The 9,341-nt window shown below is 69.4% G+C and carries 5 protein-coding genes and 1 pseudogene; 5 read left to right on the top strand and 1 reads right to left on the bottom strand.

Features of this window, described 5'->3' with window-relative positions; translation table 11 throughout:
• Positions 1-58 precede the first annotated feature (58 nt).
• On the top strand, positions 59-451 hold the full coding sequence (locus ACESMD_RS10805; protein ID WP_372613024.1) for a carboxymuconolactone decarboxylase family protein: 393 nt from the start codon (positions 59-61) through the stop codon (positions 449-451).
• A 19-nt stretch (positions 452-470) separates the two neighbouring features.
• Here the strand turns inward: ACESMD_RS10805 and ACESMD_RS10800 are convergent, their stop codons facing one another.
• Positions 471-1,082 carry a flavin reductase family protein gene (locus ACESMD_RS10800; protein ID WP_372613022.1) on the bottom strand — a complete coding sequence of 204 codons (612 nt, stop codon included), beginning with the start codon at positions 1,080-1,082 and terminating at the stop codon, positions 471-473.
• Between the two features lie 125 nt (positions 1,083-1,207).
• Here ACESMD_RS10800 and recC point away from each other — a divergent pair, with 125 nt between their 5' ends.
• The 4 genes and pseudogenes from recC to ACESMD_RS10780 all read left to right on the top strand — a co-directional run.
• The gene (gene recC, locus ACESMD_RS10795) at positions 1,208-4,798 is read left to right on the top strand and encodes an exodeoxyribonuclease V subunit gamma (protein ID WP_372613020.1); all 3,591 of its coding nucleotides are present in this window, start codon (positions 1,208-1,210) and stop codon (positions 4,796-4,798) included.
• A complete protein-coding gene (gene recB / locus ACESMD_RS10790) occupies positions 4,795-8,640 on the top strand; it encodes an exodeoxyribonuclease V subunit beta (protein ID WP_372613018.1) in 3,846 nt (1,281 codons plus the stop codon). The genes recC and recB overlap by 4 nt, the downstream gene beginning before the upstream one ends.
• Positions 8,637-9,116, top strand: a pseudogene (locus ACESMD_RS10785) (exodeoxyribonuclease V subunit alpha); the annotation flags it as partial. The gene recB and the pseudogene ACESMD_RS10785, both read left to right, overlap by 4 nt.
• Before the next feature lie 52 nt (positions 9,117-9,168).
• A partial coding sequence (locus ACESMD_RS10780) for a hypothetical protein (RefSeq protein WP_372613026.1) occupies positions 9,169-9,341 on the top strand: 173 nt, incomplete at its 3' end.

Here is a 9,341-nt window from a genome sequence, read left to right as displayed (position 1 = left end):
CCAGAAGCTGGCCGGCCGGTGACCAACCTCGCCGACTGACCCCACACGGAGAGAGACCATGAACCAACGCAAGGATTCGCTGGACCCGGCGGGACTCGCCACCCGCCGCGAGGTACTGGGTGACGACTATGTGGACGCCGCCCTGGCCAATGCCGACGACTTCGGCTGGCCCATGCAGGAACTGGTGACCCGCAACTGCTGGAATGACATCTGGAACCGCCCGGGCCTGGCGCGCCCCACCCGCAGCCTGATCAATATCGGCATGCTGGTGGCACTTAACCGCCCCCACGAACTCAAGGTGCATCTGCGCGGCGCCCTCAACAACGGCTGCAGTGAGGAGGAGATCCGCGAGGTACTGCTGCAGTGCGTGCCCTACTGCGGCTTCCCCGCCGCCATCGACGGCCTCAAGATCGCCCGCGAGGTGATCGCGGACTTTCACAAGGCGAGCTGAACCCCGCCGGTGACGGCGTCTAGGGCCGCTCCACCACGAAGAGATCATCCGTGCGGGCATAGTCGTTGCCGGCCATGCGACCGATGGGGCGCAGATGCTCCCTGTCCACATGACGGCCATTCCAGATGGCGTCATCCACATGGATGGACACCACCTCGGCGAGCACCAGGTTGCCGGCCAGCGGCTGGTCGCCGAAGCGGATGATCTCGCGCAGCCGGCAGCCGAAGGCCACCGGGGCGGCCGCCACCCGGGGCACCGAGACACCGGGCATCTCGGCCTTCTCCAGCGCCGCGAAGGCAAACTCGTCCTCGTCGCGAGGCAGGCCGGTGCTGGTGGCATTCAGTTCCTCCACCAGGCCTTCGCCGCCGATGTGCACCACGCACTCGGGCACCTCGTCGAGATTGCGGATGGTGTCCTTGGCTTGCCCCTCGCCGTCGAGCAGCGGCGAGAACCCCAGTACCGGCGGGTTCACGCTGACCACGTTGAAGAAGGAGAATGGCGCGAGGTTGGCATTGCCCAGTGCATCCAGAGTCGATACCCAGGCGATGGGCCTGGGGCAGATGGAACCGGAGAACAGCCGGTAGATCTTGCCCGGACTCAGGGTATTCTCTTCCAGCAGGTAGTCGCTCATCGCGTACCTCGTCTGCGATCGGTTGGGAATGGCCTCGATGGTACCGTCCTCACCGACTCGCTGCAGCCGGGACCGCCACTCCTGTGGCAACATGGCAGCGACGACCCCTGCGAAGGAACCGCACCATGCTCACCAGCGACTCTGCCCTGCAGCCCGGTTTCATGGTGATCCACGGCAACCGCCTGGAGGCACTGCGCGGCCTGGCGGTGGAATGGATGCGCCGTCATCCCCCGGGCCCGCTGGAGAACGAGACCATCCTGGTGCAGAGCAACGGCATCAGCCAGTGGCTCACCCTGGCCCTGGCCAGAGACCAGGCCGAGGGCGGGGCCGGCATTGCCGCCGCCCTGGATATCACCCTGCCGGCGCGCTTCCTGTGGCAGGCCTACCGTAGCGTGCTGGGAGAGAACGAGGTGCCGCCGGTCTCCCCCTTCGACAAGCCGCGGCTGGTCTGGCGGCTGATGCGCCTGCTGCCCACCCTGCTCGATTCCCCCGGCTTCGCGCCCCTGGCCCGCTTCCTGGCGGAGGACAGCGACATGCGCATGCGCCATCAGCTCGCCGAGCGCCTTGCGGATCTCTTCGACCAGTACCAGGTCTATCGCGCCGACTGGCTGGCCGCCTGGGCCGCCGGCGAGGATATCCTGATCACCGCCCGGGGCGAGCGACGCGACCTCGACCCGGCGCAACGCTGGCAGGCCGAGCTGTGGCGCGCATTGCGCGACGATATTCTTCAAACCCAGGGCCCCGAGGGACTGACCTCCAGCCGCGCCTCGGTTCATGCCCGCTTCCTCGAGGCGTGCCGGGAACTCACTCCGGAAAACCGCCCAGCGGGGCTACCACGCCGTGTAGTGGTGTTCGGCATTTCCTCGCTGCCCGCCCAGACCCTCGAGGCCCTGGCTGCCATGGCTCGGGTCAGCCAAGTGATGCTCTGCGTGCACAACCCCTGCCGCCATTACTGGGCCGACATCATCGAGCACAAGGACCTCCTGAGGGCGGAAAGGCGCCGCCAGCGGCCCCGACCCGGCATGCCAGACGACCTGGCCGAGACCGAACTGCACTTGCATGCTCATCCGCTGCTGGCCGCCTGGGGCAAGCAGGGTCGCGACTATCTCCGCCTGCTGGATGAATTCGATGAACACCAGGCCTATCGCGGGCTCTTCGAGGCCGAAGCGCTGCGTATCGATCTCTTCGACTCGCCCCTGGACGATGGTGAGAGCGAGGCCGAGCCAAGCCTGCTGCGCCAGCTGCAGGACGACATCCTCGAGCTGCGGCCCCTGGCAGAAACCCGCGAGACCTGGCCCGCCGTGGACCCGGCACTGGACCGCTCCCTGCGCTTCCAGGTCGCCCACAGCGCCCTACGCGAGGTGGAGATCCTCCATGACCAGCTGCTCGCCGCCTTCAGCGAGGATGCGACCCTCAGGCCCCGGGACATCCTGGTCATGGTGCCCGATGTCGACCGCTACGCCGCCGCGGTGCAGGCGGTGTTCGGCCGCCTCGATCCCGATGACCCGCGTTATATCCCCTTCACCCTGTCCGATCAGGCCAGCCGCCACCGCCTGCCGCTGCTGATCGCGCTGGAATCGCTGCTGCGGCTGCCGGAACTGCGCCTCTCGGTGAGCGACCTCTTCGATCTGCTGGAAGTCCCCGCCTTGCGCGCACGCTTCGGCATCGCGGAAACCGCCCTGCCGACACTGCGGCGCTGGGTCGAGGGTGCCGGTATCCGCTGGGGTCTGGATGCCGACCAGCGCGCCAGCCTCGAGCTCCCCGAGGGGCTCAGCGCCAACACCTGGGCCTTCGGCCTGCGCCGGCTGCTGCTGGGCTATGCCGTGGGCAGCGCCGCCGAGGGCCACTGGCAGGGCATCGAGCCCTATGACGACATCGGTGGCCTGGAAGCGGCCCTGGCCGGGCCGCTGGTCAGCCTGATCGACACCCTGGAGACTCAGTGGCACCGGCTGAGCGAGGCCGCCGATGTCCCGACCTGGGGCGAGCGGCTGCGCGACCTCCTGGAGGCCTGTTTCCTGGCCGAGACGGACCAGGACCTGCTGGTGCTGACTCGGCTCGAACAGGCGCTGGAAACCTGGCAGGAGAGCACCGAGGAGGCACGGCTCGAGGAGCCCCTGCCGCTCTCGGTGGTGCGCGAGCACTGGCTCGGCCAGGTGGACGAAGCGAGCCTCTCCCAGCGTTTCCTGGCCGGGGCGGTGAACATCGCCACCCTGATGCCGATGCGGGCCATCCCCTTCCGCCATGTCTGCCTGCTGGGCATGAACGACGCCGACTATCCGCGCACCCAGCGGCCGCTGGACATCGACCTGATGGGCCAGGACTACCGCCCCGGCGACCGCTCCCGGCGGGAGGACGACCGCTACCTCTTCCTGGAGGCCCTGCTCTCCGCCCGCGACCGCCTCAGCCTCAGTTGGGTGGGCCGCAGCATCCACGACAACAACGAGCAGCCGCCCTCGGTGCTGCTCGGCCAACTGCGCGACCACCTGGCCAAGGGGTGGCGACTGGCGGGCGGCGAGGAGGCTGACGGCCAGGCACTGCTCGAGGCGCTGACCACCGAGCATCCGCTGCAGCCCTTCAGCATCGCCTATTTCCGGGAAGGCTCGGGACTGACGACCTACGTCCATGAATGGCGGGAGCTGCATGGCCGCGAGTCCGAATCCTCGGTGTCCCCATCCGGCGAAGCCTCGTTGCCCCCCTTCCACCAGGACAATCCGCTGACCCTGACGCAGCTGGGCCATTTCCTGAAGGACCCGGTCAAGGCCTTCTTCAACACCCGGCTCAAGGTCCATCTCGAGACCGAGCGCCAGGACCGCCTGGATCACGAGCCCTTCAGCCTGGACGGCCTGGGCCACTGGCAGCTGCAGCACGAGCTGATCGAGGCCGGCCGGCGTGCCATCGACGACGGCGAGCCCCTTGAAGCGACCATGCTGGCCACACTGCAACGCCTGGAACGTCAGGGGCGACTGGCCATGGGCGGCTTCGCCGAGCAGATGCGCGAGGCGCTGGTGGCTCCCATGGACGACCTCTTCGCCGAGTACCGCCAGGCCCTCACCGACTGGCCCCATCCGCTGGCGGAGCCGCTGTCCGTCTCGATGCCGTTCGACGATCGGCTGTCCCTGGAGGACTGGCTGGGCGAGTTGCGCCGCAACGATGCCGGTGAGTGCTGCCGGGTACTGCTCACCACCAGCAGCCTGATCAAGAAGGGCAGGTACCAGTGGCGGCACTGGCTCGGCCCCTGGGTGGCCCACCTGGCTGGCCAGCTCGAGGGCCCCATGACCACCCGCCTGCTCTCCCGGGCCGGCACTGGCACCCTGGCACCACTGCCCGCCGAGGTGGCGCGGGACCATCTGTCCGCCATCGCCGCCGCCTGGCAGGCCGGGATGGCAAGCCCCTTGCCCCTGGCCCGGGACACCGCCTTCGCCTGGCTGGACAAGGACGGCAGCCCCCAGGCCATGACGCGCTGGCTCTCCGGCGCCGCCGACGAGGAGACCGTCAAGGCCTGGAGGGCCGCCGAGCGCGCCTTTCACGGTGACGACTACAGCGACGGCGAGCGAGACCGCGACCCCTACCTGGCTCGCCAATGGCGGGAGCTCGAGGCGCTGGTGGCCTCGGCCGAGGGCGGCGGCTTCGCGGTGCTCGCCGAACGTCTCTATGCGCCGCTGCTGCAGGCGGTGAAGACAAGGAAGGACAGGGACGGCCAGGGAGGCAAGGCATGAGCATGGACGCGATGACACCGCCGACCCTGGACCCGATCCACCTGCCGCTCGGCGGCAGCCGGCTCATCGAGGCCAGCGCCGGCACCGGCAAGACCTTTACCATCGCCCTGCTCTATGTGCGCCTGGTACTCGGCCCGCGAGACGAGGCCGATGACGAGAGCTTCCCCCGCGCCCTGACCCCGCCGGAGATCCTGGTGGTGACCTTCACCAACGCCGCCACCCGGGAGCTGCGCGATCGAATCCGCGCCCGCCTGGTCGAGGCCGCCGACGCCTTCCTCAGCCAACCTTGGGGTCAACCTTGGGGTCAGACCCCAAATTCCGCTGAGGGGTCTGACCCCAATGATCCCTTAGCCGCGCTGCGAGACAGCTACCCCAGGGAGTGCTGGCCCGCCTGTGCTCGTCGGTTGCAGCTGGCCGCCGAGTGGATGGACGAAGCGGCGGTTTCCACCATCCATTCCTGGTGCCACCGCATGCTGCGCGAGCATGCCTTCGAGAGCGACAGCCTCTTCTCGCTGGAGATGTCACTGGACCAGTCGGAACTCGAGCTGGAGGTCGCTCGGGACTACTGGCGCAGCTTCTACTATGCACTCGATAGCGAGGCCCTGGCGGTAGTCACCCGCGACTGGCAGACCCCGGAGGCGCTGGCCAAGGACGTACGCCGCCTCCAGGACGATGCGGCCTTGCTCCCCGAGGCCCCGCCGCCCGCCGAGGCACTGGCCGCCATGCAGGCCGAGCGAGCGCGATTGTTGGCCGAGCTCAAGGCCCCCTGGCCAGAGTGGCTGGAAACGCTCTCGGAGCAGCTCGAGGAAGCGGCGGCACGCAAGGCCTTCAACCAGCGCAGCCTGAACAGCAAGAGCCGCAAGAACTGGCTGGGAGCCCTGCACGACTGGGCGACCGATCCCGAGCTGGCAAGTCCGGCACTGACCGACACCGCCTGGAAGCGGCTGACGCCGGAGGGCATGGCGGAGATCTGGCAGCAGGGCGAGCCGCTGGACCACCCGGCCCTGCACGCCCTGGCAGAGCTCCTCGAACGGCTCGAGGCCCTTCCCGATGCCCGCGCCGACCTGCTGACACACGCCGTGCACTGGATGGCCCGGCGCCGCGAAGGGGTCCAGCAACGCCGGGCCGAGGTCGGCCCAGACGACCTGCTGACCCGGCTCGACCGCGCCTTCTCGGGACTCGCCGGCGACGGCCTGGCCCAGCGCATCCGTACTCAGTTCCCGGTGGCCCTGGTCGACGAGTTCCAGGACACCGACCCGGTTCAGTACCGACTCTTCGATCACGTCTACCGGCTGGGCGAGGCACGCGCCTCTCAAGGGCAGGACAGCGCCGTGCTGCTGATCGGCGACCCCAAGCAGGCCATCTACGCCTTCCGTGGCGCCGACATCCACACCTACCTTCAGGCCCGCCGCGACACCGCGGGCCGCCATGTCACCCTGGGCACCAACTTCCGCTCGGCCACCGCCATGGTCGAGGCGGTCAATCGGGTGTTCCGCCTCGCCGAGCAGCGCCCGCAGGGCCGCGGCGCTTTCCTGTTCCGCGAACCCGACGACACCAATCCCGTGCCCTTCCTGGAGGTGAAGGCCAAGGGCAGGAAGGACTCCCTGACCCGCGACGGCGCAACGCTTCCGGCGATGACGCTCTGGCACCTCCAGAGCGAGCAGGCGGGCCATGACGGCCTCACCAAGGGCGCCTACTTCAGCGAGATGGCGGCACGCTGCGCCACCCGGATGGTGCAACTGCTCAGGGAAGGCCAGCAGAGGCGTACCGGCTTCACCGAGGGCGAAGGCGAGGAGGCGCGCTTCCGGGCGCTGGCTCCCTCGGATCTCGCCGTGCTGGTCAACAACGCAGGCGAGGCGAAGGCGATACGCACGGCACTGCTCGCCCGAGGCATCCGGAGCGTCTATCTCTCCGACAAGGAAGGCGTCTTCGCGACCGCCGCGGCCGGCGAGCTGGAGCTGTGGCTGACCGCCTGCGCCGAGCCCGACAACGAACGCAAGCTGCATGCGGCGCTGGCCATGCCCAGCCTGGGCATGGGGCTGGCCGAGCTGGACGCCCTGCAGCACGACGAACTGGCCTGGGAGGAACGGGTCCTGCAGTTCCGCGACTACCATCGCCTGTGGCGGACCCGCGGCGTGCTGCCCATGCTGCATCGCCTGCTGGCCGACTTCGCCGTGCCGACCCGCCTTCTGCAGAGTGCCAGCGGCGAAAGGCAGCTCACCGATCTGCTCCATCTCGGTGAGCTGCTCCAGGAAGCCAGCGAGGAACTCGACGGCGAGCACGCCCTGATCCGCCACCTGGGCGAGGCCAGGGCCAACCCGCCGGAGCAGGCCGAGGCCTATCGCCTGCGCCTGGAGAGCGACGCCGACCTGGTGCAGGTGATCACCATCCACAAGGCCAAGGGGCTGGAGTACCCACTGGTCTTCCTGCCCTTCATCTGTGCCTTCCGGGCCAGGAAGAAGACCGACCAGCCGCTCATCTGGCACGACGACACCGGACGCAAGCGGCTCTCCCTCACCCCGGACGACGAGATCCTCGCGCGTTCCGACGACGAACGCTTGGGCGAGGACCTGCGCAAGCTCTATGTAGCCCTGACCCGCGCCCGCCACGCCACCTGGCTGGGCATCGCCCCGCTCAAGGAACTGGAGCGCAGCGCCATCGGCCAGCTGCTCACCGACGGCGCGCCGATTACGCCCGGGAGCCTGGCCGAGGCGCTGGCGCCCCTCGCCGACAGCACCGAGGGGCCAGGCGAGACCCTGGTGGTCGAGTCGGCGCCGGAGGCCACCGACGACAGGCTGCCGGCCGAGGAGAACGACCAGAACTTGCGCGAGGCACGGGTCCCGACCCGACGGGCCCGCGAGCACTGGTGGATCGCCAGCTATTCGGCGCTGCGCTACTCGACACTGACTGTCGGCAGCGATGAAGGAGCGGGCTTGGCCATGGCTTCCCGGGAGGCCGGGGAACCCGAGACCGCGCTGTTTACTGAGCCCGAGACCGCTCAGGAGGCCACGGCCCGGGAGATCAGCGACGAGCCCCGCGATAGCGCCGTCTCGCCGTTCTCCGATGGGTCCCTGCATCGCTTCCCCCGAGGCCCGTCGGCCGGCACCTTCCTCCATGGCCTGCTGGAGTGGGCCGGTCGCGAGGGCTTCGCCCGGCTGGCCGCCGATCCGACCCGCCTCGACGATACCCTGGCGCGGCGGGCCAACCTGCGCGGCTGGCGCGAACGCATCCCCGCGCTGCAGGGCTGGCTGCGCGGGCTGCTTGCCGCGGAACTGTCGGTCCCCGATGCCACGGACGGCCCGGTGGCACCGCTACGCCTGGATCGGCTGGAGAGCGCCCACTACCAGGTGGAGCTGGAGTTCTGGTTCGCCGCCCACCAGGTGGACACACGCCGGCTGGACGCCCTGGTGAGCACCCATACCCTGGGCGGCGCCACGCGGCCCGCACTGGAACCGGAGCGGCTCAACGGCATGCTCAAGGGTTTCATCGACCTGGTGGTGGAACACGAAGGGCGCTTCTACGTGCTCGACTGGAAGTCCAACCACCTGGGACGCGACGACAGCGCCTATGACGAGGCTGCCATGGCGGCGGCGGTGCGCGATAAACGTTATGACCTCCAGTATTGCCTCTACCTGCTGGCCCTGCACCGGCTGCTCGAGGCACGGCTCACCGACTACGACATCGACCGCCACCTGGGCGGGGCGCTCTACGTCTTCCTGCGCGGCCAGGGAGCGCCCTCGGGCGGCGTGCACCGCGAGCGGCCACCCCGCGAACTGATCGAGGCACTGGACGCCCTGTTCCGCACCCCGTCGCCCAGCCCCGCCATGGAGGACCCGGCATGACGCCCCCCTTGACCGCTCATGCGCTGGATGACAGCCAGGCCCTCTTCGCCCTGCTCGATCTCTGGGTCGACCGTGGCTGGCTGCGTGCCCTGGATCGCGCCTTCGCGGCCTTCCTGGCCCGGGAGGTACCCGACGCCTCGCCCCGGCTGCTGCTGGCCGCGGCACTCGCCAGCCATCAACTCGGCCGCGGCCATGTCTGCCTGGATCTCGAACGCACTCTTGCCGAACCCGACCTCGCCCTCTCGCTGCCCCCGGAGGGCGACAGCCTGGACGACCCGCCGCCGCTGCCCAGCGCCCTGCTGGAAGCCCTCAGCCCGGCGAGTTGGCAGGCCGCGCTTTACCACCCGCTGCTGGTGGGCGACGGCCCCGGCAACACCCCGTTGGTGCTCGACGGCACCCGCCTCTACCTGCGCCGCTACTGGCACCACGAGCGCTCTATCCAGCAGCATATCGCCGCCAAGCTCGGCGGTGAGAGCTCGGCTAGCTCTGGTGGGAGGCCGCGGTTCGACGACTCAACTCTGCCGGGCAATGGCACGGGAGCTAGTGGGAGGCCGACTCTGCTGGGTGATGGCACGGGAGCTAGTGGGAGGCCGGCTCTGCCGGGCAATGGCCCGGGAGGTACCCGACGCCTCGCCCCGGCTGCTGCTGGCCGCGGCACTCGCCAGCCATCAACTCGGCCGCGGCCATGTCTGCCTGGATCT

The sequence above is a fragment of the Halomonas sp. genome (assembly GCF_041689495.1).
Lineage (GTDB): Bacteria > Pseudomonadota > Gammaproteobacteria > Pseudomonadales > Halomonadaceae > Halomonas.
Note: the sequence above shows the minus strand (reverse complement) of the source record. Positions and strands in the feature narration are given on the sequence as shown.